The organism is Streptomyces tibetensis (assembly GCF_007655005.1).
Classification (GTDB): domain Bacteria; phylum Actinomycetota; class Actinomycetes; order Streptomycetales; family Streptomycetaceae; genus Streptomyces; species Streptomyces tibetensis.
On the sequence record NZ_SZVW01000002.1, the window covers coordinates 532091 to 557285 of the forward strand.

Consider the following 25195-nt stretch of genomic DNA (forward strand, 5'->3'; position numbering starts at 1 on the left):
CTAACGTCCGCGGGCGTCACCGCCTCCGAGATCCAGTCGCGGTTTGGGGGCGTCCAGGCGACCCGTCTGGGGGCGGCGGCTGCCCGCCAGGTACGGGGCCGGCCAGGGCGCGCCCGGGCCCGTGTAGCCCTGCTCGGCCGCCGCGTGCAGGGTCCAGTGGGGGTCGTAGAGGTGGGGGCGGGCGAGGGCGCAGAGATCGGTGCGGCCCGCGAGGATCAGGGAGTTCACGTCGTCCCAGCTGGAGATCGCGCCGACCGCGATCACGGGGATGCCGGTCGCGTGGCGGATCCGGTCCGCGAACGGCGTCTGGTACGACCGCCCGTACTCCGGCCGCTCCTCCGCGACGACCTGGCCCGTCGACACGTCGATCGCGTCGGCGCCGTGCGCGGCGAAGGCCCGGGCGATCTCGACGGCGTCCTCGGCACTCGTCCCTCCCTCGGCCCAGTCGGTGGCGGAGACCCGGACGGTCATGGGCCGCTCCCCGGGCCACACGTTCCGTACGGCGTCGAAGACCTCCAGCGGGAAACGCAGCCGCTTCTCCAGGGAGCCGCCGTAGGCGTCGGTGCGCCGGTTGGTCAGCGGGGAGAGGAAGCCGGACAGCAGGTAGCCGTGCGCGCAGTGCAGTTCGAGCAGGTCGAAACCGGCCCGGGCGGCCCGGACCGCCGATGCCGTGAACTGCTCCCTGATGTCGGTGAGTTGCGCGCGGGACAGCTCGCGCGGCGTCTGGCTGAACGGCTTGTACGGGAGCGCCGAGGGGGCCACGAGCGGCCAGTTGCCCTCCTCCAGCGGTTCGTCCATGCCCTCCCACATCAGTTTGGTGGAGCCCTTGCGGCCGCTGTGGCCGAGCTGCACGCCGATGGCGGTGCCGGGCGCCTGGGTGTGCACGAAGTTCGTGATCCGCTTCCAGGCCTCGGCCTGCCGTCCGGTGTAGAGGCCGGCGCAGCCGGGCGTGATCCGGCCCTCCTCGCTGACGCACACCATCTCGGTCATCACCAGCCCGGCCCCGCCCAGCGCCCGGGCGCCCAGGTGGACGAGGTGGAAGTCGCCGGGGACGCCGTCGACGGCCGAGTACATGTCCATGGGCGAGACGACGACCCGGTTGCGCAGGGTCAGTCCGCGCAGCCGGAACGGCGTGAACATCGGGGGCGTGCCGGGCGGGCAGCCGAACTCGCGCTCCACCTTCTGTGTGAAGCGGGCGTCGCGCAGCCGCAGGTTGTCGTGCGTGACGCGGCGGCTGCGGGTGAGAAGGTTGAAGGCGAACTGGCGGGGCGGCTGGTCCAGGTACAGGGGAAGGTTCTCGAACCACTCCAGGCTGGCCCGGGCCGCACGTTGCGTGGAGGCGACGACCGGTCGCCGCTCCGCCTCGTAGGCGGCCAGCGCCTCGGGCAGCGAGCCCTGCTCCTCCAGGCAGGCGGCCAGGGCGAGCGCGTCCTCGACGGCGAGTTTGGTGCCGGAGCCGATGGAGAAGTGGGCGGTGTGGGCGGCGTCCCCGAGGAGGACGACGTTGCCGTGCGACCAACGGTCGTTGACCACTGTGCGGAACGTCGTCCAGGTGGAGTTGTTCGACTTCAGGGGGCGGCCGCGGAGCGCCTCAGCGAAGATCTTGGCGCAGCGCTCGATCGACTCCGCTTCGCCGAGCTCGTCGAAACCGGCCGCATGCCAGACCTCTTCGCGCATCTCGATGATCACCGTCGAGGCGTCGGGGGCGTAGGGGTAGCCGTGGAGCTGCATGACGCCGTGTTCGGTCTCGGCGATCTCGAAGCGGAAGGAGTCGAAGGGGAAGTCGGCGGCGAGCCAGATGTAGCGGCAGCGGTGGGTCCTCACCCGGGGGCGGAAGACGTCCGCGTGGGTCTCGCGGGTGGTGCTGTGGACGCCGTCGGCGGCGATGACCAAGTCGTGGGTGTGCGGCAGGTCTTCCGGGGCCTCGGTGTGGAAGCGGAGGTCGACACCGAGGTCGCGGCAGCGGGTGTGGAGGATTTCGAGCAGCCGTTTGCGGCCCAGGGCCGCGAAACCGTGCCCTGTGGAGGTGTGGCGGTTGCCGCGGTGGACGATGTCGATGTCGTCCCAGCGCACGAAGTCCCTCTGTAGGGCCTCGAAGACCTCCGGGTCGGCGTGTTCTATGCCGCCGAGGGTCTCGTCGGAGAGGACGACGCCGAAGCCGAAGGTGTCGTCGGGGGCGTTGCGTTCCCAGACGGTGATGTCCCGGTTCGGATCGAGGCGTTTGAGGAGTGCGGCGGCGTAGAGGCCGCCGGGGCCGCCGCCGATGATGGCCACGCGCAGGGGGTGGTTCGTGTCGTGGTGCGGGTGCGGGTGCGGTGTGACTTGTCGCGCCCGCGCGGCGGTAGCCGCAACATCAGCACAGCCCCGCGTTCCTTCAGGGACGTCCACTATCGTCCGCTCCATTTCGGAGGGCGCTTTTGAGTGAAAGCGGCGTGGAACTCGGCGTAGTCCTCTCCCGTCATCAGGAGGGCCTGGGTCGAGGCGTCGAGTTCGATGGACGCCGCCAGGGGCATGTCCAGTTCGGACGTGAGCAGCGCCTTGGTCTGGGCGTACGCCAGGGCCGGGCCCTGCGCCAGGCGGTGGGCCAGTTGCCGGGCCGTCTCGTCCGCTCGACCCTCCTCCGTCAGTTCGCTGATCAGGCCGATGCGCTCGGCCTCCAGGGCCCGGACCGGGTCGCCCAGCATCAGCAGGCGCGTCGCGTGGCCCAGGCCGACGACCCGGGGCAGCAGGTAGGCCGCGCCCATGTCGCCGCCGGAGAGGCCGACGCGGGTGAAGAGGAAGGCGAAGCGGGTGGTCGGATCGGCGATCCGGAAGTCCGCGGCCAGGGCGAGGACCGCTCCGGCGCCCGCCGCCACGCCGTGCAGGGCGGCGATCACCGGGAACGGGCACTCCCGGATCGCGCGGACCACCTGGCCGGTCATCCGGTTGAAGTCCAGCAGCTGTGCGGTGTCCATGCCGAGCGTCGCGCCGATGATCTCGTCGACGTCGCCGCCGGAGCAGAAGCCGCGGCCCTCGCCGGCCAGCACCAGGGCTCGTACGGACCGCTCCCGGGACAGCTCCGCGAGCAGGTCACGCAGGTCGGCGTAGGCGCCGAAAGTGAGCGCGTTGAGCTTCTCGGGGCGGGCGAGGGTGACGGTCGCGACGCCGTCGGCGACGTCGACGCGCAGATGCTCCCAGCCTGGGGTGCGGGCGGCGGAGCCGGTGAAGGGACTCATGACGTGCGGCCTCCTCGGGCGGGCACTGCCTCACTGAGCTCTACCCCTCGAAGCTATCACTCATCCGTGACTGTCGTCATGAGTACGCGATAGACCGTTCGGGTAGGACTTCGGCGAGGGCCGGGCGTGACCTGGCCCGGTTACATCCGTCACAGATCGTCCACACCGGCGTAACGGCGGGAGCAGCTGTGCGCGGCGGCGCGTTCACCTGGGTAAGCCGTCCGGCAAGGGGGCAAGGACGCCTCCGACGGTGCCCCTCGGACGCCTCCGAAGAGCGGCGCCGTACCATTCATCAGGTTGAAAGCAGGATGTCCTGCTCCATGAACGGACCCGCCGTGTACGAACTCCCCTCAGCCCCCGCCTCCTGGCGCATCGCGCTGCCGCACACCGCAGCGGCGGTGCCCGTGGCCCGTGCCCTGGTCCGTACGGCGCTGACCGAGCTGGACCACGGGGCGGACTGCGACACCGCGGAGCTGCTGACCGCGGAGCTGGTGGCCAACGCCGTGGAGCACACCACGGGCGAGACGCCGATAGAGCTGGTCGTGGAGCTGATGCCGTCGGGCTGCCAGGTGGAGGTGCACGACACCGACCCGGCTCCGCCCGGTGACCTCACCTGTCCGGCCGGCGGACCGCCCGACCCCTGGCAGGAGCACGGGCGCGGGCTGCTGTTGATCCGCGCCCTGAGCTCCTCCTGCGGGCACCGGCCGACCGAGTCGGGCAAGGCGGTCTGGTTCAGGCTGTCCGCGGTGCCGGCTCAGCGGCGCCGGTCGGTGTGACCGGGGCGAGCCGGGAGATGCGGCGGCCCTGAAGGACACAACGGGCCGGCCGCAGCACGGCCCGTTCAGGCCAGGGTCGCCACCATGACCGCCTTGATGGTGTGCATCCGGTTCTCCGCCTCGTCGAAGACGACCGAGTGGGCCGACTCGAAGACCTCGTCGGAGACCTCCAGGTACTCCAGGCCGTAGGCCGCGTGGATCTCCTGGCCGACCCTGGTGCCGAGGTCGTGGAAGGCCGGCAGGCAGTGCAGGAACTTCACGTCCGGGTTGCCGGTGGCGCGCAGGACGTCCATGGTCACGGCGTACGGGGCGAGGGCGGTGATCCGCTCGGCCCAGACCTCCTTCGGCTCACCCATGGAGACCCAGACGTCCGTGGCGACGAAGTCGGCGCCGCGGACGCCCTCGTCCACGGTCTCGGTGAGCGTGATGCGGGCGCCACTGGTCACCGCGAGCGCGTGGGCCCGCTCGACGATCTCCTCGGCCGGCCAGTACGCCTTCGGCGCGACGAGCCGTACGTCCATGCCGAGCAGGGCACCGGTGACCAGGTAGGAGTTGCCCATGTTGAAACGGGCGTCGCCGAGGTAGGCGAAGGAGATCTCGCTGAGCGGCTTGGCGCAGTGCTCGGTCATGGTCAGTACGTCGGCGAGCATCTGGGTGGGGTGCCAGTCGTCGGTGAGCCCGTTGTAGACGGGAACACCGGCGTACGCCGCCAGCTCCTCCACCTTCTGCTGGCTGTCGCCCCGGTACTCGATCGCGTCGTACATCCGGCCCAGCACCCGCGCGGTGTCCTTGACCGACTCCTTGTGCCCGATCTGGGAGCCGAAGGGGTCGAGGTACGTGGTCGAGGCGCCCTGGTCGGCGGCCGCGACCTCGAACGCGCAGCGGGTGCGGGTGGAGGTCTTCTCGAAGATCAGCGCGATGTTCCGGCCCTGGAGGTAGCGCGGTTCGATCCCGCCCTTCTTGGCGGCCTTCAGGTCGGCGGCCAGCTCGACCAGACCGCGGAACTCCTCCTCGGTGAAGTCCAGCTCTTTGAGGAGATGGCGGCCGGCGAGGGCGGTCGGAACAGTCGCCATGAGGGCGCTCCAGGGATACGGGGACACAGACTACTGGAATACTATACGAACCTCAGCATGTATATACGAGCCTGTCGGACAAGGGTCGCGGGGGGGCAGGGTCCCAGAGGCGGGGGTCGCGGGGGCAGGGGCCCGGCCCCAGGGGCCTGCTACACCGGATCACGTTCGACCGGGCAGCTCATGCACCGCGGCCCGCCCCGGCCCCGGCCCAGCTCGCTCCCCGGGATCTCTATCACCTCGATGCCCTGTTTGCGCAGGTGGGTGTTGGTGGTGGAGTTCCGCTCGTAGGCGACCACGACCCCGGGTTCGACGGCGAGGACGTTGCAGCCGTCGTCCCACTGCTCGCGTTCGGCCGCGTGCACGTCCTGGGTGGCGGTCAGCACCCGGATCTCGTTCAGGCCGAGGGCGGCGGCGATCGCGCGGTGCATGTGCTCCGGCGGGTGGTCGGTGACCTTCAGCTCCTTCTCGCCGACGCCCGGCTCGATGGTGTACGAGCGGAGCATGCCGAGGCCCGCGTACTGGGTGAAGGTGTCGCCGTCGACCATCGTCATCACGGTGTCGAGGTGCATGAAGGCACGCCGCTTGGGCATGTCGAGGGCCACGATCGTCTCGGCGGACCCGGCGGCGAACAGCTTGTGCGCGAGCATCTCCACGGCCTGCGGGGTGGTGCGCTCGCTCATGCCGATGAGCACGGCACCGTTACCGATGACCAGCACGTCCCCGCCCTCGATCGTCGACGGGTAGTCGGCCTGCCCCTTCGACCACTCGTGGAACGTCTCGTCGCGGAACAGCGGGTGGTGCCGGTAGATCGCCTCGAAGTGCACGGTCTCGCGCTGCCGGGCGGGCCAGCGCATCGCGTTGATGGACACCCCGTCGTAGATCCAGGCGGAGGTGTCGCGGGTGAAGAGGTGGTTGGGCAGCGGGCCCAGCAGGAAGTCGTCCAGCTCCATGACGTGGAAGCGCACGGAGGTCGGCTCCGGGTTCACGTCCAGGAACTCGCGTTTCGTCATGCCGCCGATCAGGACCTCGGCCAGGTCGGGCGCGGGCATGTTCTCGAAGGCGGCTCTGAGCGGATCGGTGGCCAGCGGGCCGTATTCCTTCTCGTCGAAGACCCGATCCAGGACGAGGGATCTGGCCTCCGGCACCTCCAGCGTCTCGGCCAGCAGGTCACCGAAGAGGTGGACGGCGACTCCGCGGTCGCGCAGCACATCGGCGAACCCGTCGTGCTCGGCGCGGGCCCTGCGCACCCACAGCACGTCGTCGAAGAGCAGCGAGGTCTTGTTGCTGGGGGTGAGCCTTTTGAGCTCGAGATCGGGCCGGTGCAGGATGACGCGGCGCAGCCGCCCGGCCTCGGAGTGGACGTGGTATGCCATGCCTCCATCCTGACCGCCCGGGCACAGGTTGACGCGCACCCTGCATGTTTCGGCGCACTTCTGTTCGCGTCCGAATGACGACAACGGGCGGGGTGGGGCGGGTGGGCGACGGCGAAACCGTCGCCCACCCGTTCACAGCCTCGGGTCCACCGGCTCCGACTCCAGTGCCAGCACCCCGAACACCGCCTCGTGCACCCGCCACAGCGGCTCGCCCTCGGCCAGCCGGTCCAGGGCCTCCAGGCCCAGGGCGTACTCGCGGATCGCCAGGGACCGCTTGTGGTTGAGGAACCGCGAGCGCAGCCGGGCGAGGTTCTCCGGGCGCGTGTACTCCGGGCCGTAGATGATCCGCAGGTACTCGCGGCCGCGGCACTTGATGCCGGGCTGCACCAGGCGGCCCTGGCCGTCGCGGACCACCGCGCCGACGGGCTTGACGACCATGCCCTCGCCGCCGCGGCCGGTCATCTCCAGCCACCAGTCGATGCCGGCCCGGACCGACTCCGGGTCGGCGGTGTCGACGTAGAGCCGACGGGTGGTCTGCAGGAGCCCGCTGCCGTCGTGCTCGACGAGCCGGTCGAGCAGGGCGAGCTGCTCGTCGTGCGGCAGGCCGGCGAGGTTGCGTCCCTGCACCGCGAGGATCTGGAACGGTGCCAGGCGCACGCCCTCCAGGCCGTCGGTGGTCCAGCAGTAGCGGCGGTACGCCTCGGTGAACGCGGCGGCGTCCGTGGCGCGTTCACCGGTGCGCGACAGCAGACCGGCCACGTCCACGCCGCGTGCCGCCGCGCCCTGGAGCGCGGCCAGCGCCCGCGGGAGCACCGCGCCGGACGCGGCGCCCACGGCGGCGTACTGCGACCGCAGCAGCCCGGACGCCTTCAGCGACCAGGGCATCAGCTCGGCGTCCAGCAACAGCCAGTCCGTCTCCAGTTCGTCCCAGAGGCCGGCCTCGCCGATCGCCGTGCGCACCCGGTCCAGGATCTCCTCGGTGAGGGCCTCGTCGTCCAGGAAGGGGCGACCGGTGCGCGTGTAGAGGGACCCCGTGGGGCCTCCCCCACCCTCGGCTGCGCCCGAGCGGGAGGTGCCCCCGACACCGAACCGCTTGCGTGCCGCATCCGTGTCGCGGCACACCAGGGCCACCGCCCGCGAACCCATGTGCTTCTCCTCGCACACGACCCGCGCGACACCGTCGTCCTTGTACTGGGCGAAGGCCTCCGCGGGGTGCTCCAGGTAGCCCTCGACGTGGCTCGTGGCCGTCGGCGCCATGGTCGGCGGGAGGTACGGCAGCAGACGCGGGTCCACCGCGAAGCGGCTCATCACCTCCAGGGCCGCCGCCGCGTTCTCCTCGCGGATCGCAACGCGGCCCTGGTGCCGGGTCTCCACGACCCTGCGGCCCCGCACGTCCGCCAGGTCCAGCGGGCGGCCGTCCTGCCCCCCGGGCGCCTCGGAACGCAGCGGCTTGGCCGGCTCGTACCAGACCTGCTCCGCCGGGACGTCGGCCAGCTCACGCTCCGGCCAGCGCAGCGCGGTGAGCTTGCCGCCGAAGACCGCGCCGGTGTCCAGGCAGATGGTGTTGTTGAGCCAGGTCGCCTCCGGCACCGGAGTGTGGCCGTAGACGACGGCGGCCCGGCCCCGGTAGTCCTCCGCCCAGGGGTAGCGCACCGGCAGGCCGAACTCGTCGGTCTCCCCGGTGGTGTCGCCGTACAGGGCGTGGCTGCGGACCCGGCCGGAGGTGCGGCCGTGGTACTTCTCGGGCAGACCGGCGTGGCAGACGACCAGCCGGCCACCGTCGAGGACGTAGTGGCTGACGAGACCATCGAGGAACTCCCGTACCTCGGCGACGAACTCCTCGCTCTCGCCCGCCATCTGCTCGATGGTCTCGGCGAGGCCGTGGGTGTGCTGGACCTTGCGGCCGCGCAGGTAACGGCCGTACTTGTTCTCGTGGTTGCCGGGCACGCACAGGGCGTTGCCGGACTTCACCATCGCCATCACGCGGCGCAGCACGCCGGGGCTGTCCGGACCGCGGTCGACCAGGTCGCCGACGAAGACGGCCGTACGGCCCTCCGGGTGGACGCCGTCGACGTAGCCCAGCTTGGCCAGCAGCGCCTCCAGTTCGGCGGCGCAGCCGTGGATGTCGCCGATGATGTCGAACGGGCCGGTCAGGTGGGTCAGGTCGTTGAAGCGCTTCTCGGTGACGACCGTGGCGTGCTCGACCTCGTCCACGCCCCGCAGGATGTGCACCTTGCGGAAGCCCTCGCGCTCCAGGTGCCGCAGGGAGCGGCGCAGTTCGCGGGTGTGGCGGTGGATGACCCGGCGGGGCATGTCGGCGCGGTCGGTGCGGGCCGCGTTGCGTTCGGCGCACACCTCCTCGGGCACGTCGAGCACGATCGCGATCGGCAGCACGTCGTACCGCTTGGCCAGGTCGATCAGCTGGCGGCGGGCGTCGGACTGCACGCTGGTCGCGTCCACGACCGTGCGGCGGCCGGCGGCCAGGCGCTTGCCCGCGATGTAGTGCAGGACGTCGAAGGCGTCCTTGGTGGCGCCCTGGTCGTTCTCGTCGTCCGAGACGAGGCCGCGGCAGAAGTCGGACGAGATGACCTCGGTGGGCTTGAAGTGCCTGCGGGCGAAGGTGGACTTGCCGGAGCCGGTGGCCCCGACCAGTACCACCAGGGACAGGTCGGTGACGGGCAGCACGCGCCCCTGCGTCTCGTCGGTCATGCCGCCTTCGCCTCCTTCGGGGTGGTCATCGTGAACACGGCCATCTGGGTGGGCGGCCCCACCTCGGGGTCGTCGGGGCCCACGGCGACGAACTCGACTGCGTAGCCGTGCCGTTCGGCCACCGCCTCCGCCCAGGCGCGGAACTCCTCGCGGGTCCACTCGAAGCGGTGGTCGCCGTGCCGGACATGGCCGGCCGGGAGGGACTCCCAGCGCACGTTGTACTCGACGTTCGGGGTGGTGACGAGGACCGTCCTCGGGCGCGCGGAGCCGAACACCGCGTACTCCAGGGCGGGCAGCCGGGGCAGATCGAGGTGCTCGATCACCTCGCTGAGCACGGCGGCGTCGTAGCCCTTGAGCCTGACGTCGGTGTACGCGAGCGAGCCCTGGAAGAGCTGGACGCGGGAGGCCTGCCGCTCGCCCATGCGGTCCAGCTTGAGGCGCCGGGAGGCGATGGTGAGCGCCCGCATCGACACGTCCACGCCCACGATCTCCGTGAACGCCGGGTCCTTGAGCAGCGTCTGCACCAACTGTCCCTGGCCGCAGCCGAGATCGAGGACCCGGGCGGCTCCGGACTGCCTCAGCGCCGTGACGATCGCCTCGCGGCGCTGCACGGCCAGCGGGGTCGGCTTCTCCTCGGCCTCGGTCTCCGCCTCGACGGCGTTGTCGATCTCCTCGACCTCGCTGTCGTCGGCCTCGGCGAGGCGCACCAGCTCCAGACGCTCGGTGGCCTGCCGGGTCAGCGACCAGCGGCGCGAGAGGTAGCGGCTGGTGATCAGCCGCTGCTCCGGGTGGCCGGGCAGCCAGCCCTCACCGACGCGCAGCAGCTTGTCGACCTCGTCGGGGGCGACCCAGTAGTGCTTGGCGTCGTCGAGGACGGGGAGCAGGACGTAGAGATGGCGCAGGGCCTCGGCGAGGGTGAACGTGTCCGATTCCAGCACGAGGCTCACGTACCGCGAATCGCCCCACTCGGGGAACTCGGTGTCCAGTGCCACCGGCTCGACGGTGACGGCCCAGCCGAGCGGCTCGAAGAGCTTGCGCACGAGGTCGGGGCCGCCCCGGGCGGGCACCGCGGGCACCTCGACGCGCAGCGGCCTGGCCTGGCCGGGCAGCTCCGGCCGGGCATTGCAGACGCCCTTCATCGCACTGGAGAAGACGCTGCTCAGCGCCACGGCGAGCAGGGAGGAGGCCGCGTAGGGGCGGTCGTTGACGTACTGCGCGAGGGCCGCGTCCGGGGCACCGCCGCGCCCCTTGCCCTTGCCGCGCCTGACCAGTGCCACCGCGTCCACTTCCAGCAGCAGCGCCGCCGTGCAGCGCCCGGCCTCGGCCTCGGGGTAGAGGACGTGGGCCGTGCCGTAGGAGGTGGAGAACGCCTGCGCCTTGTCGGGATGCTTGTGCAGCAGGTAGCCGAGGTCGGTGGCGGGGCGTTCCGGCGTGCCGGTGGTCGTGATCGTCAGGAACATGCGGAGGGCCTCTCCGGCTGGGTGGACGGTGTCGGTGCCGTGCGCGCGAGAGCCCCCAGGAAGGGTGATCCTGGGGGCTCGGCAGGACGACGTCCACAGCTTCGCACACCTGTGCCCACCAGCGCCTTCGTTTAACGAGGGCGGCCAGGCGGGGCCTGTTACGCCAGCTGCGACTGCACCTGTGCGGAGATCAGCTCCAGGTGGTCGAGGTCGTCGAGGTCGAGGACCTGGAGGTAGATGCGGCGGGAGCCGACCGCGGCGTAGCGGCCGATCTTGTCGACGACCTCGGCCGGGGAGCCGGCCAGGCCGTTGAGCTTCAGCTCGTCGACCTCACGGCCGATCGCGGCGGCCCGGCGGGCCACCTCCGCGTCGTCCCGGCCGACGCAGACCACGAGGGCGTTGGAGTACGTCAGCTCGTCGCCGCGGCCCGCTTCCTCAGCGGCGGCGCGGACCCGGCCGAACTGGCGCTCGCTGTCCTCGACGGAGCCGAAGGGCATGTTGAACTCGTCGGCGTACTTGGCGGCCAGCCGCGGGGTGCGGGACGGGCCGTGGCCGCCGACGAGCACGGGGATCTTCTGCTGGGCCGGCTTGGGCAGGGCGGGAGAGTCCGAGAGGTCGTAGTAGGTGCCGTGGAAGTCGAAGGTCTTGCCGGGGGCCGTCCCCCACAGACCGGTGACGACCTCCAGCTGCTCCTCGAGGCGGGCGAACTTCTCCTTCGGGAAGGGGATGCCGTAGGCCTTGTGCTCCTCCTCGAACCAGCCGGCGCCGAGGCCGAGTTCGACGCGGCCGCCGGACATCTGGTCGACCTGCGCGACCTGGATGGCGAGCACACCGGGCAGCCGGAAGGTGCCGGCGGTCATCAGGGTGCCGAGCCGGATGCGCTTGGTCTCGCGGGCGAGTCCGGCCAGGGTGATCCAGGCGTCGGTGGGGCCGGGCAGGCCGTCCACGTTGCCCATGCGCAGATAGTGGTCGGAGCGGAAGAAGGCGTCGAAGCCGAGGTCCTCGGTGGCCTTGGCGACGGTGAGCAGAGTGTCGTAGGTGGCCCCCTGCTGGGGCTCGGTGAAGATGCGCAGATCCATGCTTCCATCCTGCACGCCGGGGTGTGCGATCACGCGGTCGGTCCCCCGTACCGTCCGGTCCCCGGTCGGGTGAAATTACGTCAATACCGCAGGGCCCGGGCGACCGGGCCAGTGACCGGCCCCGATGGTGATCGTTGGCTCGGGCGGAGCCGGAGCCCCCGGCTTCCGCACCGGGGGGTGGACCGCCGGGGCGTCACCCGCGTCGGCCTCCCCGGGGGCCGGGGGCCGAGGAGGCCGTCATGTCCGAAGAGACCGTGCCGCAGCAGGGCGGGACCGGGCAGCCGAAAGGGCTGTTGCAGCAGATGGAGGAGCTGATGGCGGCGTTGAACGCGGACTTGTCGGCGTTCAACGCGGACCTTCAGGCGGCGGGGGATGTCGAACGGGGGGTCATCGAGGAGGGGCAGGCGGGCTAGGGGCCAGGGACCCCCCAGCCGGCCGAGCGGGTCCCGCCTCCCCCACCCAGCTCAGGAAAGTCCTGCGGATCCCCGCGCTCGGCTCAGGACGAGTCCCGCGGCTCCCCGCGCTCGGCCCGGGAGAGTCCCACGGCTCCCCGCGCTCGACTCAGGAGAGTCCCACGGATCCTCCCGCTCGGCTCAGGAGAGTCCCCACTCCCTGCCCCGTCCGCCTACCCCGCTTCTCTTTCCGGCAGCGCCTGTTCCCGGTCCGCGAGTCTGCGGAGCATCTCCAGGACGCGGTCGCGGGACTCGTCCGCCGCGTCGATGGCCTCCATGCACTGCCAGTACGTGCCCTCGTCGTCGGCGGCGCTGGCCAGGGCGACCAGGGCGATGCCGACCTCGCCGAGGAGGCCGCCGAGGTACATCAGGGTGTGGCGGGCGTCGCCCAGCTCGGTGAGCTGGCCCGCCAGCAGCTCACCGGGGGCCAGCACCGGCGGGTCGAGGACACCGCAGCCCCGGCCCGCCAGCTCCGTCAACCCCAATGCCTCGCCGCGCAGTTCGGGTGGTCCGGCGACCGCGAGGCGGCTGCCGATGGCCTGCGCGAGGGCCTGCGCCTGCCACACCTCGGCCAGGGTCTCCCGCGCGTCGCCGCCCGCCGCCAGGGACCGCCTGCTCGTCACGATGAGCCGCACCGCGTCCATGCGCTGCCCCCGTCTTGTCCGACGCGCTGTGCGCGTCCCGTCTGCCCGCACTCCCCTGTTCACTACCCAGCGTGAGGGCGCGTGAGACGAAAAGCCAGAGGAAGGCGGAAATCTGCGGACAACAATTCGGATTCGGTCCGTGATTCGATTACTGAGCGTACAAGTGGAGTCCTCTACTCCAGGCAGCCGGGGGCATCAGGTCCGGGTCCCGCTAGATCGGAAACCTCCGCTCGTTCCGGTCGATCTTCGCGTCCAGCGCCGCCAGCGGGTCGACGCCGAGCACCTCGCACAGCTGGAGCAGATACGCGAGCACGTCGGCGACCTCGTCGGTGACGCGGTGCGCGGTGTCCGGGTCGGCCATGACCCGGTCCGACTCCTCGGGCGTCAACCACTGGAAGATCTCGACCAGTTCGGACGCCTCGACGCTGAGGGCCGTGGCCAGGTTCTTGGGGGTGTGGTACGGCTGCCAGTTCCGCGCGGCGGCGAACTCGGCCAGCCGGCGTTGCAGTGTCGCCACGTCGAGGGGTTCGCCGTGGGGGCCGGGCTGCGATGCGTCCAGTGGATCAGTCACGGTCCAGGTGTACCACCGTGACCCCCTCCGTCCCGGCGGCCCACGAACCGTCGCTGACCGCGCCGACGAGCCGGATGTGCCCCCGCTCGCACATCCGGGCCGCGAGGCCCAGCAGTTCCCGCCGTTGCCGCGGGTCCAGGCCCCGGTCGAAGCCGTCGGCGAGAACAGTGAGCGACTGCAGGGCGGCGGGCACCTCGCCGGCCGGGTCGACCTCCAGCACACCCGGTCCGGTCAGGAGGACCAGCGCGAAGGCGAGGTAGCGGAGTTCGCCGTGGCCGAGCCGGCCCAGGGCCGTGTGGAAGCCGTCGCCCCGGTCGACGGCGGCGGCGACCGTTCCGTCACCGTCCAGCCGGGCGAGCACGTCCTCCACCGGCCCGCCGCACCCGGCCCGCACCGCCGCCACGAGCTGTGCGTGCCGCCGCCCGCACTCGGCCCGGGTGCGCCACAGCACGTCCGCGAGGTTGCCGCAGCCGCTCCGGAGGTGGCCGGAGCCGGCCGCCACGGGGTCGCGCATGCGGGAGGGTTCGGGGTCGCAGGCGAAGGCGGAGCGCAGGGCGACGACCATCTGCTCGGCCGCCGCCAGCACCCTGCGCTGCCCCGGTGTCTTGCCGGCGACGCGCAGGGGCAGCAGGGGGGTGCCGAGCCGGTCGTCCGGGAGCGGGCCGCGGGTCACGGACGTCGGCCCGGCCGTGTGCCAGGCGGCCTGCACGGCACGCTTGCCCGGATCGCGCAGGGCGGTCTCCAGGAGGACCAGCCCGTCGGACGTCAACCGCTCGCCCACGACACGCAGTTCCGGCTCGGCCTGTACGGCCACGTCGAGACGGACCGGGCCGGCGGGGCCGTCGGCCGTGCAGCCGATGCGGAAGCCGCGGCGGCGCTGCGCGTCGGGCCGGGCCCGCTCCGGCACACAGGCGACCGGGTCGGGGAACGCCTCACCGAGCTCGGCACCGCCCCCGAGCCGGGCGAGGGCCTCGTACGCCCGCAGCGCGCTGGTCTTGCCGCAGCCGCTTCGGCCGGCGAGCAGGGTGAGGGGCCCGAGCGGGAACGCGGCGCGGCGGTGGCTGGTGAAGGCGGCCAGACGCAGTTCGGTGACGCGGGGGCGGTCGGGGTGGACGGGGAGGGCGGGTGGGACGGATGCGGCGGGCCGGTCGCGGAGAGCCGGCCGGTCAAGGGGCACGGGCCGGCCGGGGAGAGTGTGCTGGGGCATGTCCCGACGAGCGGGCTGGGGCATGTCCGGACGAGCAGGTTGGGGCATGTCCGGACGAGCGGGCTGGGTCATGTCCGGACGGTATGGGTCCGCCGGTGGGACGAACCGTTCCGTCTTCGAGGGCTTCCTACGAACGAGCTACGGTCACGCCCCGGGGAGCCCCGCCCCTTCCATCAACCCGGTCACCTCGGTCCCCGCCGGTGTCAGCAGGAACACGTTGCGGTCCACCCGGTGCATCCCGCTGGCCAGGCCGAAGACCACGCCCGTGCTGAAGTCGAGGACCCGCTTGGCGACCTCCGTCTCCGCGCCGGTCAGGTCGAGGAGGACGGGGACGCCCGCCATCAGCCGCTCGGCGACGTCCCGGGCGTCCGCGAAGACGTTGACGCGCAGGACGACGAAACGGCGGCGGGTCTCCGTCTCGGCCTCCGGTATGGACCGGTGGCCCACGGCGGACGGCCAGGCGTCCCGGCCCCGCAGCGGCACGACCTGAGCGAGCCCCTCCCACTGTTCGTCGGTGACATCGTGGCTGTTCACCGGCATGCTCCGTCCTGGCTCGCGCTCGCTGTCTGCATCGGGCAATTCTTGCGCAGAGTCACCCGTTCGGCCCAATGCGACACGCTCCGCGACCTCATTGCACCTCACAACGGCCGGAAGGCGGCTGTGTGACGGGCGTAACTCCCGATGATCAAGCCGTGTGACAGAGGCGTAACGGGCGATTCGTACCGTCGAGGCATGACCACGACCCCCGGAGACCGGCCGGACACGCGGCAGGTGCGCACCGTCTGCTCGTACTGCGGTGTCGGCTGCGGTCTCGTGCTCGATGTGCGGGCGGGCCCCGACGGGCGGCGCACGGTGCTGAAGGCGTCCGGTGACAAGGCGCACCCGGCGAACGTGGGGCGGCTGTGCACCAAGGGCGCGACCACGGCCGACCTGCTCGCCGCGCCCGGGCGGCTGACCGGCGCGCTGGTGCGGGACGTCCGGGGCGAGGAGGCGGTGCCCGCACCCGTCGCGGACGCGATCACTCAGACGGCGGCGCGGCTGCGGGCGATCGTCGACGAGCACGGGCCGGACGCGGTCGCCTTCTACGTGTCCGGGCAGATGAGCCTGGAGGCGCAGTATCTGGCGAACAAGCTGGCCAAGGGGTTCGTGGGCACGAACCGGATCGAGTCGAACTCGCGGCTGTGCATGGCGAGCGCGGGCACCGGCTACAAGCTGTCGCTGGGCGCGGACGGGCCGCCCGGGTCGTACGACGACTTCGACCGTGCGGATGCCTTTCTGGTCATCGGGTCGAACATGGCCGACTGCCATCCGATCCTGTTCCTGCGGATGATGGAGCGGGTCAAGGCGGGCGCCAAGCTGATCGTCGTCGACCCCCGGCGGACTGCGACCGCTGCCAAGGCGGATCTGTTCCTGCAGGTCAGGCCGGGGACCGACCTCGCGTTGCTGAACGGCCTGCTGCATCTGCTGCACGAGGGAGGACACACCGACCCGGACTTCGTGGCGGCCCACACCGAGGGCTGGGAGGCCCTGCCCGAATTCCTCGCCGACTACCACCCCGCCGCCGTCGCCGACATCACCGGCGTCGACGAGGACGGCCTGCGCGAGGCGGCCCGGATCATCGGTGCGGCGGGCGGGCGGTGGGTGAGCTGCTGGACCATGGGGCTGAACCAGTCCACGCACGGCACCTGGAACACCAACGCCCTGGTCAACCTGCATCTGGCGACGGGGGCGATCTGCCGTCCGGGCGCCGGGCCGTTCTCCCTGACCGGGCAGCCCAACGCCATGGGCGGGCGCGAGATGGGCTACATGGGGCCGGGGCTGCCGGGGCAGCGGTCGGTGCTCGTGGACGAGGAGCGGGCGTTCACCGAGGAGGTGTGGGAGTTGCCGCCGGGCACGCTGCGCGCCGACGGGGCCGGGCAGGGCACCGTCGACATGTTCCGGCGGATGGCCGACCGGGAGATCAAGGCCTGCTGGATCATCTGCACCAACCCGGTCGCCTCGGTCGCCAACCGCCGTACGGTGATCGAGGGTCTGGAAGCCGCCGAGTTCGTCGTCACGCAGGACGTGTTCGCGGACACCGAGACGAACGCGTACGCCGATGTCGTCCTGCCCGGCGCGATGTGGACCGAGGCCGAGGGGGTGTTCGTCAACAGCGAGCGCAACCTCACGCTGACCCGGCAGGCGGCGGACCCGCCCGGGGAGGCGATGGCCGACTGGCGGATCATCGCCGAGGTGGCGTGCGCGATGGGCTACGAGAAGGGGTTCTCGTACGACAGCGCCGAGCAGGTCTTCGAGGAGATCCGGCGGTTCTGGAACCCGAAGACCGGCTGGGACCTGCGGGGGGTCTCCTACGAGCGGCTGCGGGAGACGCCCGTGCAGTGGCCGGCCGCGCGGGAGGACGGGCCGGAGCGCAATCCGATCCGGTACGTGGGTGACGAGGGGCTGCGCTTCCCCACGGCTTCCGGACGGGCCGTGTTCTTCGCCCGGCCGCATCTGCCCGCCGCCGAACTGCCGGACGACGACTATCCGTTCGTGCTCAACACCGGGCGGGTGCAGCACCAGTGGCACACCCTCACCAAGACCGGGAAGGTCGCCAAGCTCAACAAGCTGAATCCCGGGCCGTTCGTGGAGCTGCATCCCGAGGACGCCGCGGCGCTCGGGGTCGGCGAGGACGACCTCGTCGAGGTGGCCTCCCGGCGCGGGCGGGCCGTACTGCCGGCCGTGGTGACGGACCGGGTGCGGCCGGGGTGCTGCTTCGCGCCGTTCCACTGGAACGACCTGTTCGGCGAGTACCTGAGCGTCAACGCGGTGACGAGCGACGCGGTGGATCCGCTGTCGTTCCAGCCGGAGTTCAAGGCGTGCGCGGTGTCGCTGGCGAAGGTGGCTGCGCCCGCACCCCAGGCACCGGCCCTGACGCCCACGGCCGTGACGCCGGGCGCCGCGAACCCCTTCGGCCTGGACCCCTCCCCTCCGCCGGTGCTCTCCGCACAGGAGCGGCAGTACCTCACCGGTTTTCTCGCGGGCCTCGGCTCGGGCGCCCCCGGCGTTCCGGTGCTGCCGCCCGACGCGCCCTTCTCGCCCGAGCACGCGCTGTGGGTCAACGGGGTCCTGGCCGGGATGTACTCACGGACGTCGGCGGCCGAGTCGCAGGAGCGGTCCGGCCGTGAGGTCGTCGTGCTGTGGGCCTCGCAGACCGGGAACGCGGAGGAGTTCGCCACCGCCGCCGCCGAGCGGCTGACCTCGACGGGGCACCGTGCGACCCTCGTCGGCATGGACGACGCCGACGTCGGCACGCTCGCCCGCACGGCGGACCTGCTGTTCATCACCAGCACCTTCGGGGACGGCGACGCGCCCGACAACGGTTCCGGTTTCTGGGACGACCTGTCCGGCGAGCTGGCCCCGCGGCTGGACGGGGTGCGGTACGCGGTGCTGGCTTTCGGAGACTCCTCGTACGACGACTTCTGCGGCCACGGGCGGCGGCTGGACGCGCGCCTCGACGAACTGGGCGGGGTGCGGCTGGCCCCGCGCACGGACTGCGAGCCGGACTTCGAGCCGTCCGCAGGGCAGTGGCTCGACCAGGTGCTCTCGGCGCTGGGTGAGAGGTCCGCGGCTCCGGTCGCGAAGCCCAGGGCCACGTCCAAGCCGGTCACCACGGCCCGGCTGGTCGGCAACCGGCTGCTCAGCCGGGCCGGGGCCGGCAAGGAGGTCCGGCGGTTCACCTTCGACACGAGCGGGACGGACCTGGCGTACGAGGCCGGGGACGCGCTCGGTGTGCGGCCGGTCAACGCGCCCTCGCTGGTGGAGGAGTGGCTGGCGGTGACCGGGGTGGACGCCGGGGCGGCCGTGACGGTCGACGGTGTCGGCGAGGTGCCGTTCGGTGAGGCGCTGCACCGGCATCTCGACATCACCCGGATCACGCCCGATCTGCTCCGCTTCGTCGCCGAACGCGCCCGGGACAGGCACGAGTTGCGCAGGCTGCTGCGGCCGGACAACAAGGACGGGCTGGCGCAGTGGAGCTGGGGGCGGCAGGCCGTGGACGTGCTCGCCGAGTACGCGGTGCGGGCGAGCGCCGAGGAGTGGGCCGGGGTGTTGCGCAGGCTGCAGCCGCGGCTGTACTCCATATCGTCCAGCCCGCTGGCCGATCCCCAGCGGGTGTCTCTGACGGTGTCCGTGGTGCGGTACGAGAACCTGCACGGCCGGGCGCGTGGCGGGGTCTGCTCGCCGTACCTCGCCGACGCCGAACCGGACACGGAGGTACCGGTGTTCGTGCAGCGCTCACCGCACTTCCGGCCCCCGGCGGACGCGTCGACGCCGATGATCATGGTCGGTCCCGGCACCGGCGTGGCTCCCTTCGTGGGCTTTCTGGAGGAGCGGCGGGCGCTCGGCCACCGCGCCCCTTCCTGGCTGTTCTTCGGGGAGCAGCACCGGGCGACGGACTTCTACTACGAGGAGGAGCTGACGGCGCTGCTCGACGAGGGCAGCCTCACGCGGCTGGACACCGCCTTCTCCCGGGACCAGCGCAACAAGGTGTACGTGCAGGACCGGATGCGCGAGCACGGGCCGGAGCTGTGGCACTGGCTGCGCGACGGGGCCCGCTTCTACGTCTGCGGTGACGCCTCCCGGATGGCCAAGGACGTGGACCGGGCGCTGCGGGACATCGCGGTGGCGCACGGCGGGCTGGGCGAGGCCGAGGCCGCCGCGTACGTGAAGCAGCTCGCGGCGGACAAGCGGTACGTGCGGGACGTGTACTGAGCCGTGTGCTGAATCGTGCTGTGCATCGCGCTGCGTTCTGAACTGAGCTGTGTACTCGACTGAGTCGTGTACTGACTGAGTCGGCTACTGAACTGAGTCGTGTACCGGCCGAACAGGCCCCTTACCCGGAGCACACCGGAATCTTCACCTCCCTCCGGGTCGCGCTCACCGGCGGCGATTAGCGTCCTGCGGCGTGTACTCGGCAGAAACGACGCTGGTGGTGTCCGGCCCGCGCACCCGGCCGGCGGTCTCCGCGCCGCCGGCTCCCCCGGCCCAGTGGCACCGCGTCCTGACCCTGCTCGCCGACATCGGTCTGCTGATCGGTACGCGGGCGGTGTGGACGTCGGCGGCCGGTCATCGTCCGGCCGTGGCCGCCGTGATCTCGCTGTGCTACGCCTCGATCCTGACGTGCGGGGTGCTGGCCCTGGTCGTCCGCCGGGTCCGGTCGCTGGCCAGGGTGGACCTGTGCGTGCTGGTGACGGGCGTGACACTCACCCTGTGTGCGTGGATCATGCTCCACAACGGCTCCGACGAGGCGCTGCTCACCACCCAGGCGGCGCGGGAACTGGCTGCGGGACACCCGGTGTACGGGCAGCCGTGGCCCTGGCTCTTCGGCCATGGCGTGGCCCTCACCCCGACGGTGACCGGCGGCTACGACTTCACCTACGGCTATCCGCCGCTCGCCCCGCTGCTGACGGTGCCGCTGCTGTGGCTGGGCCACGGCGGCACCCCGGCGACGGCGGTGAGCACGGGCGCGCTGATCGCCGGGACGGTCGTACTGTGGCGGATGCTGCCGGTGCCGTGGCGGTCGGCGGTGACCCTGGTGTGTCTGGGCTTCGGGATGCTGCCGTCGTACGGGCGGCTCGGCTACCCGGCGGTCGTGGCGCTGGCGCTGCTGGTGCCGGTGGTGGTGCGCTGGCCCCGTACCGGTGAGGGCGGGCGGCTCGGGGCCGCGGGTCTGGGACGGGCGGTGTGTCTCGGGGTGGCGTGCGCGGCGCAGCAACTCCCGTGGTTCCTGGCGCCGTTCCTGCTGGCCGGGATCTACACGGTGCGGCGCGGTGAGCTGGGCGGCCGGGTGGCGGCGCTGGTGGTGGCGCGGTTCGCCGGGGCCGCGGCCGGCGGGTGGCTGCTGATCAACGCCTACTTCGTCGTGAGCGAGCCGGGGCGCTGGCTCACGGGGATCGCCCTGCCGCTCACCCAGGGGGCGGTGCTGCACGGCCAGGGTGTGGTGGGCATCTCGCTGTACCTCACGGACGGCAGCGACCGGATCGGCTGGTACTCCCACGCGAGCCTGCTGCTCCTCGCGGGGCTGCTCGCCCTGTTCGCGCTGTTCGTACGGCGGCTGGGGCCGGCGGCGACCGTGCTGCCGTGGTGCGTCTTCTACCTGGCGACCCGGTCGCAGGACGGCTACTACCTGCTGATGACGCCACTGTGGCTGGCGGCGGCAGTGACCGCTCCGGCGTCGGCGTTCGCCCGGGCGTGGCAGCCTCGCGCGGGCCTGCCGACCGGGGTGCGCGGCCGCCCGGCGCGAGTCGCCGCGACGGTGCTGCTGCTGGCGCCGGCGGCGGCCTGTGCGGCCGTGGCGGCGACGGGCACACCGCCGCTGCGGATGCGGGTCACGGCGGTCCGGCACCCCACCGCGGCTACCGTCTCCCGCCTCGCCCTCCAGGTCACCAACACCGGCGACACCGCGCTTTCCCCGCACTTCATGCTGACCACCGGCCAGGGCATGGGCCCGTACTGGCGGGTCGTCCGGGGCCCGCGCACCCTGTCCGCGCACGGCACCGCGTTCTACACACTCCACGCGCCCGCCGGCCGTTTCCCGCTGCCCCGCCCTGGATCCCGGGTCCGTCTGCGCGCGTTCACGGCGTCGCCGCAGACGCTGTCGAGCACGGATGTGCAGCAGGCCCTGCGCCCGGACTGACGCGGGTGTCAGGCGGTGGCCCGGGTGAAGCGGAGGGTGGCGGTGACGGTCGTCCGGCCGCGGATCATGCCGAGTTGGTTCCAGCCCATGCCGAACTGCTCGCGGTCCACGCCGAACTCGGTGTCCAGGGTGAGCCCCGTGGCGTCCCGGTCCGTCACGCGCGCGGTCAGGGACAGCGGCCTGCTGATGCCGCGCACGGTCAGCTGTCCGACCACGTGCACCTGGTCCCCGTCGCGGAGCTCCGCGCTGCGGGCCTCGAAGGTGATCTCGGGGTGGTGGTCGGCGTCGAAGAAGTGCTCGGACCGCAGGTGGGTGTCGCGCTTGGCGTTCTTGGTGTCGAGGGAGGTGACGTCGAGGGTGAGGGTGCCGACGGCGGATCCGTCGGTCCGGATCTCGCCCCGACCGCCGAGAGCGCCGAAGGCGCCCTTCACGGTGACCAGGCCCCACATGGTCTTGTGCCGGATGCCGACGCTCGAGGCGGTCGCGTCGAGCTGCCACTGTCCGGTTTCCACGGTGACGGTCATGAGCGTTCTCCCTGCCAAGTAGTGCAAATTTGGATGACTGCGAGGCACGCTAGCCGCTAATCCAAAACTGAACAACCCTTCTTCTTCAAATTTGGACGACAGGTAGACTCGGGGGCATGTCCGACCCCGAGGAGCACCCCGCCGACCTGCCCGAATGCCCGTCCCTCGGCGGTGGCGGGCTGCTGCCCGCGGAGCTGCGCGCCTGGATGCTGCTGCTGGCCGCGACGGGGGCGGTGGAGCAACGGCTGCGCGCGGTCGTGAAGGACAGGCTGGACGTCTCGCACGACGAGTTCCTCGTCCTGTGCCTGCTCGCGGAGCAGCCCGAGGGCGGTCTGCGCATGACCCGGGTCGCGGAGCTCCTGGGCCGCCCGAAGACCCGCCTCACCTATCAGATCGCCTGCCTCCAGCACGCCGGCCTCGTCACCCGCCGATCGGTGTGCGGCGACAAGCGGGGCGTGGAGGTCGCCCTCACGGACAAGGCCCGCCACCTGCTGAGCGAAGCCTCGGCCCCGCTCGCCGAGACGGTCACCGAGGCCCTGGCCCGCTTCATGGGGCCGGACCAGTGCGCGGCGATGCGGGGGCTGGTGCCGGATCTCGCGAGGGACTCCGGCGAGGAGTGAGGCGGGATCACCCCTTCACCCGGGCCCCTTCACTTCGGGCCCCGCGTCCCCTGATCGCTTCATCTACACGTGCGTAGAATCCGGGAACACCGGCGCGACGAGGAGCGTTGTACCGGATGACACACCACACGTCTAAGGAGCACGTTCTTGTCCGCCAGATCGACGGACCCTCCGGGGCACAGTCCCCGACCATCCCGCCATGACATGAGTGATCGCGGCACCCGGCGGGGTGGTGTTCGATGAGTGCCGCCGAGGCCCTGCTGGGCCTGCTCGCCGTGTTCGTGCTGACCGCCGGCACCGGCTACTTCGTCGCCCAGGAGTTCGCCTACGTCTCCGCCGACCGGCTCACCCTCGCGCGTGAGGCCGAGGCCGGGGACCACCGGGCCGCCCGTGCCCTCAAGGTGCTGGAGCGGCTGTCGTTCATGCTGTCCGGCGCGCAGCTCGGCATCACCGTCACCGGCCTGGTGGTCGGCTTCATCGCCGAGCCGTCGGTGTCCGCGCTGCTCAGGCCGGCCCTGTCGGGCCTCGGCCTGCCCGACGCGGCCGTCAGCACCGTCGCCGTCGTGCTCGCTTTCGTCCTGGCCACGGTCGTGCAGATGGTCCTCGGCGAACTCGCCCCGAAGAACCTCGCGATCGCCGTGCCCGAGCGGCTGGCCAAGGCACTGGCCCCGTCCACCCTGGCGTATCTGAGGTTCGTCGGCCCCGTCGTGCGGATCTTCGACGGCGCGGCCGACCGGCTGCTGCGCAAGGCCGGGATCGAGCCCGTCGAGGAACTGCACCACGGCGCCACGCTGGAGGAGCTCGGACATCTGATCGGCGAGTCCCACGAGCAGGGGGAGCTGCCGCAGGACACCGCCGCGCTGCTGGACCACGCGCTGGAGTTCTCCGAGCGCGCCCTCGACGAGGTGATGGTGCCGCGCGCCGACGCCGTGTTCGTCCGCAAGGACGCCGGAGCAGAGGAGGCGATCGGCCTGATCGCCCGGCACGGCCACTCCAACTACCCGGTGCTCGGCGACCACCCGGACGACATCGTGGGTGTGCTGGGCGTGCGCGAGCTGATGGCGCTGCCCGCCGCCCGCCTGGCCGGGGCGCGTGCCGGCGAGGTGGCCCGGCGGCCGCTGCTGCTGCCGGACACGCTCGCGCTGCCCGACGCGGTGACGCGGATGCGGGAACAGGACGACGAGTTCGCGGTCGTCCTGGACGAGCACGGCGGCGTGGCGGGCGTCGTCACGTACGAGGACATCGCCGAGGAGCTGGTCGGTGACATCGCCGACGAGTCCGACAAGGTCACCCTGCTCGCCGTCGCGGACGGCGACGGCTGGCTGGTGGACGCCGGCCGCCGGGTGGACGAGGTGGCCGAGGCGACCGGTGTCCGGCTGCCGGAGGACGACGACTACGACACCGTGGCCGGCCTGGTCGTGGACCGGCTCGGCCGCTTCCCGACGGTCGGCGACCGGGTCACGGTCGAGCTGCCAGGCGGCGGCCGGGCCGTGATCGACGTCCGCACGCTGGACCGGCACGTGGCCGACCGCGTCCGGATCGGCCTGCTGGTGGAGGCCGGGGAAGCCGAGGAGATGGCGTGAGTTTCCCGATGGCGGTCTTCGTGACCGTGCTGCTGCTGATCGGCAGTGGCTTCTTCGTGGCGGCCGAGTTCGCCCTCGTCGCCGCCAAACGGCACCGCATGGAGAAGGCGGCCGCCGAGGGGCGGCGCGGCGCCGGGGCGGCCCTGGCCGGGATGCGCGAGCTGTCGCTGATGCTGGCCGGTGCCCAACTGGGCATCACCGTGTGCACCCTGGGTCTGGGCTCGGTGTCCAAGCCGGCCATCTCGCACGAACTCGACCCGCTGCTGCGCACCCTGGGCCTGCCCAGTGCCGTGAGCTACGGCGTGGCCTTCGCGGTGGCGATGGTCGCGGTGGTGTTCCTGCACATGGTGGTGGGCGAGATGGCGCCCAAGTCCTGGGCGATCGCCCACCCCGAGCGTTCGGCGATGCTGCTGTCGCCGCCCTTCCGGGCGGTGGTGCGGGCCGTGCGTCCGCTGATCCGGCTGCTCAACCGGGTGAGCAACGCCCTGGTACGGCTGTGCCGGGTGGCCCCGCGCGACGAGCTGGCCTCGGTGCACAACCGGGAGCAGCTGACCCACCTCGTGGAGGAGTCGGAGCGACTGGGTCTGATCAGCGCGACCGACTCGGAACTGCTGACCCGCTCGCTGACCGAGCCGGAGACTCCGGTCGCCGCGCTGCGGATCCCGGCCGCCGAGATCACCTGGGTCGAGGGCGAGGCGGACCTCGACGCGCTGCTGCGCTTCGCCGCCGAGCACGACCGCACCCGGCTGCTGGTCCGGGAGAACGGCACGGTCCTCGGCTCGGTGCACGCCCGGGACGCCTTGGTGGCCCGGGCCCGGGGCCGGGCCACGACCGCGCGGGACCTCGCCCGGCCGGTCCCCGAGCTGGCGGAGACCGCCACGGTCGCCGACGCCATCGAGGTGCTGCGCCGCCGCCGGTCGTCCCTGGCGGTGGTCCGCGACGGCTCCGGCCGCCTCTCGGGCCTGGTCACCCTGGACGACCTGCTGGCCCGGCTGCTGCAGCCGGCCGGGGTGGCCTGAGCCTGACAGGGGCGAAGACCTGCGCCTGAGGCGGGCGGGAACCTGCGCCCGACGGGGGCGAAGGCCTGCGCCTGACGGGGGCGGGGCCCGAACATCCAGCACATCTGCACACCGTGTGCCGGGATGTCGCGCGGTGCCCGGGTCGCCGCCGCGTCCCGGTCGCGGCCTGGGGACTTGGCGGTGATGTGCCCGCTTCGGGAATCGGGGCGCAAGA

Annotated in this window: 19 protein-coding genes; 7 read left to right on the forward strand and 12 right to left on the reverse strand. The window is 72.1% G+C overall.

Features of this window, described 5'->3' with window-relative positions; all coding sequences use genetic code 11:
- Complete coding sequence (locus tag FDO69_RS04725) at positions 1 to 2403, reverse strand: bifunctional salicylyl-CoA 5-hydroxylase/oxidoreductase (protein ID WP_420878487.1); 2403 nt, start codon at positions 2401 to 2403, stop codon at positions 1 to 3.
- Positions 2388 to 3215, reverse strand: coding sequence for an enoyl-CoA hydratase family protein (locus tag FDO69_RS04730; protein ID WP_104778440.1), 828 nt, complete (start codon positions 3213 to 3215; stop codon positions 2388 to 2390). Before FDO69_RS04730 ends, FDO69_RS04725 begins: the two co-directional genes overlap by 16 nt.
- Before the next feature lie 308 nt (positions 3216 to 3523).
- Here FDO69_RS04730 and FDO69_RS04735 point away from each other — a divergent pair, with 308 nt between their 5' ends.
- Positions 3524 to 3991, forward strand: coding sequence for an ATP-binding protein (locus tag FDO69_RS04735; protein WP_104778441.1), 468 nt, complete (start codon positions 3524 to 3526; stop codon positions 3989 to 3991).
- A 65-nt stretch (positions 3992 to 4056) separates the two neighbouring features.
- Here the strand turns inward: FDO69_RS04735 and argF are convergent, their stop codons facing one another.
- From argF to FDO69_RS04760, 5 genes are all read right to left on the reverse strand, one after another.
- Complete coding sequence (gene argF, locus FDO69_RS04740) at positions 4057 to 5064, reverse strand: ornithine carbamoyltransferase (RefSeq protein WP_104778442.1); 1008 nt, start codon at positions 5062 to 5064, stop codon at positions 4057 to 4059.
- 149 nt (positions 5065 to 5213) lie between these two features.
- Positions 5214 to 6437: an arginine deiminase gene (locus tag FDO69_RS04745; RefSeq protein WP_104778443.1), complete on the reverse strand. Its 1224-nt coding sequence runs from the start codon at positions 6435 to 6437 to the stop codon at positions 5214 to 5216.
- 132 nt (positions 6438 to 6569) lie between these two features.
- Positions 6570 to 9146 (reverse strand): polynucleotide kinase-phosphatase, encoded by a 2577-nt coding sequence (locus tag FDO69_RS04750; protein WP_104778444.1) that lies wholly within the window; start codon positions 9144 to 9146, stop codon positions 6570 to 6572.
- Positions 9143 to 10606 carry a 3' terminal RNA ribose 2'-O-methyltransferase Hen1 gene (locus FDO69_RS04755; protein ID WP_104778445.1) on the reverse strand — a complete coding sequence of 488 codons (1464 nt, stop codon included), beginning with the start codon at positions 10604 to 10606 and terminating at the stop codon, positions 9143 to 9145. Before FDO69_RS04755 ends, FDO69_RS04750 begins: the two co-directional genes overlap by 4 nt.
- Positions 10607 to 10764: 158 nt before the next feature.
- On the reverse strand, positions 10765 to 11685 hold the full coding sequence (locus FDO69_RS04760; RefSeq protein WP_104778446.1) for an LLM class F420-dependent oxidoreductase: 921 nt from the start codon (positions 11683 to 11685) through the stop codon (positions 10765 to 10767).
- A 239-nt stretch (positions 11686 to 11924) separates the two neighbouring features.
- Between FDO69_RS04760 and FDO69_RS41065 the strand changes: the two genes are divergently transcribed.
- On the forward strand, positions 11925 to 12098 hold the full coding sequence (locus FDO69_RS41065) for a hypothetical protein (RefSeq protein ID WP_167526519.1): 174 nt from the start codon (positions 11925 to 11927) through the stop codon (positions 12096 to 12098).
- 212 nt (positions 12099 to 12310) lie between these two features.
- On the opposite strand, the gene FDO69_RS04765 is transcribed toward FDO69_RS41065, so the two are convergent.
- The 4 genes from FDO69_RS04765 to FDO69_RS04780 form a co-directional block, all read right to left on the reverse strand.
- Positions 12311 to 12781 (reverse strand): DUF6099 family protein, encoded by a 471-nt coding sequence (locus FDO69_RS04765; protein ID WP_104778447.1) that lies wholly within the window; start codon positions 12779 to 12781, stop codon positions 12311 to 12313.
- A 211-nt stretch (positions 12782 to 12992) separates the two neighbouring features.
- The gene (locus FDO69_RS04770) at positions 12993 to 13352 is read right to left on the reverse strand and encodes a nucleotide pyrophosphohydrolase (RefSeq protein WP_170320838.1); all 360 of its coding nucleotides are present in this window, start codon (positions 13350 to 13352) and stop codon (positions 12993 to 12995) included.
- Positions 13345 to 14559, reverse strand: coding sequence for an AAA family ATPase (locus FDO69_RS04775; protein ID WP_104778448.1), 1215 nt, complete (start codon positions 14557 to 14559; stop codon positions 13345 to 13347). The genes FDO69_RS04770 and FDO69_RS04775 overlap by 8 nt, the downstream gene beginning before the upstream one ends.
- Before the next feature lie 144 nt (positions 14560 to 14703).
- Positions 14704 to 15099: a cell division protein SepF gene (locus tag FDO69_RS04780; RefSeq protein WP_104778449.1), complete on the reverse strand. Its 396-nt coding sequence runs from the start codon at positions 15097 to 15099 to the stop codon at positions 14704 to 14706.
- A gap of 192 nt (positions 15100 to 15291) precedes the next feature.
- On the opposite strand from FDO69_RS04780, the gene FDO69_RS04785 reads away from it, so the two are divergent.
- Together FDO69_RS04785 and FDO69_RS04790 are read left to right on the forward strand one after the other, a co-directional pair.
- Positions 15292 to 19311, forward strand: a complete 4020-nt coding sequence (locus FDO69_RS04785) for a bifunctional nitrate reductase/sulfite reductase flavoprotein subunit alpha (RefSeq protein ID WP_104778450.1) — start codon at positions 15292 to 15294, stop codon at positions 19309 to 19311.
- 217 nt (positions 19312 to 19528) lie between these two features.
- A complete protein-coding gene (locus FDO69_RS04790; protein WP_104778451.1) occupies positions 19529 to 21235 on the forward strand; it encodes a hypothetical protein in 1707 nt (568 codons plus the stop codon).
- Between the two features lie 8 nt (positions 21236 to 21243).
- Here FDO69_RS04790 and FDO69_RS04795 read toward each other — a convergent pair whose 3' ends face one another.
- Positions 21244 to 21759, reverse strand: a complete 516-nt coding sequence (locus FDO69_RS04795; protein ID WP_104778452.1) for a YceI family protein — start codon at positions 21757 to 21759, stop codon at positions 21244 to 21246.
- Between the two features lie 116 nt (positions 21760 to 21875).
- Between FDO69_RS04795 and FDO69_RS04800 the strand changes: the two genes are divergently transcribed.
- The 3 genes from FDO69_RS04800 (at position 21876) to FDO69_RS04810 (ending at position 24981) form a co-directional block, all read left to right on the forward strand.
- On the forward strand, positions 21876 to 22379 hold the full coding sequence (locus FDO69_RS04800; protein ID WP_104778453.1) for a MarR family winged helix-turn-helix transcriptional regulator: 504 nt from the start codon (positions 21876 to 21878) through the stop codon (positions 22377 to 22379).
- A gap of 239 nt (positions 22380 to 22618) precedes the next feature.
- On the forward strand, positions 22619 to 23962 hold the full coding sequence (locus tag FDO69_RS04805) for a hemolysin family protein (protein WP_104778454.1): 1344 nt from the start codon (positions 22619 to 22621) through the stop codon (positions 23960 to 23962).
- Positions 23959 to 24981, forward strand: a complete 1023-nt coding sequence (locus FDO69_RS04810; RefSeq protein WP_104778455.1) for a hemolysin family protein — start codon at positions 23959 to 23961, stop codon at positions 24979 to 24981. Before FDO69_RS04805 ends, FDO69_RS04810 begins: the two co-directional genes overlap by 4 nt.
- The last annotated feature ends 214 nt before the right edge of the window (positions 24982 to 25195 follow it).